General features: G+C 28.1%; 1 pseudogene (running past one end of the window). It reads left to right on the forward strand.

The annotated features are described in order from the left end of the window. A pseudogene (locus B147_RS27280) lies at positions 1-25 on the forward strand (DMT family transporter) (it extends 974 nt beyond the left edge of the window). Positions 26-215: the final 190 nt, after the last annotated feature.

The following is a 215-nucleotide window of genomic DNA, read 5'->3' on the forward strand; positions in this document are numbered from 1 at the left end:
ANNGTTCTTATCGATGAATAGTTGAAAAATGTNAATTTTTATTTTACGTACTCACATTTTAATCAAACAGGCTATAGACAGAGAAATNTACGCGCCNTTAATGGTATGTAAATATTATTTGACATACGTATTTTAATCTATTATCCTGCTCATAAAACCCCAGTAAGTGGAGGATAATGCATGGATCAATTTAAAGAATATCTTCAATTTAAAAA

It is taken from the genome of Desulfobacter curvatus DSM 3379 (assembly GCF_000373985.1).
GTDB classification, from domain to species: Bacteria; Desulfobacterota; Desulfobacteria; order Desulfobacterales; family Desulfobacteraceae; genus Desulfobacter; species Desulfobacter curvatus.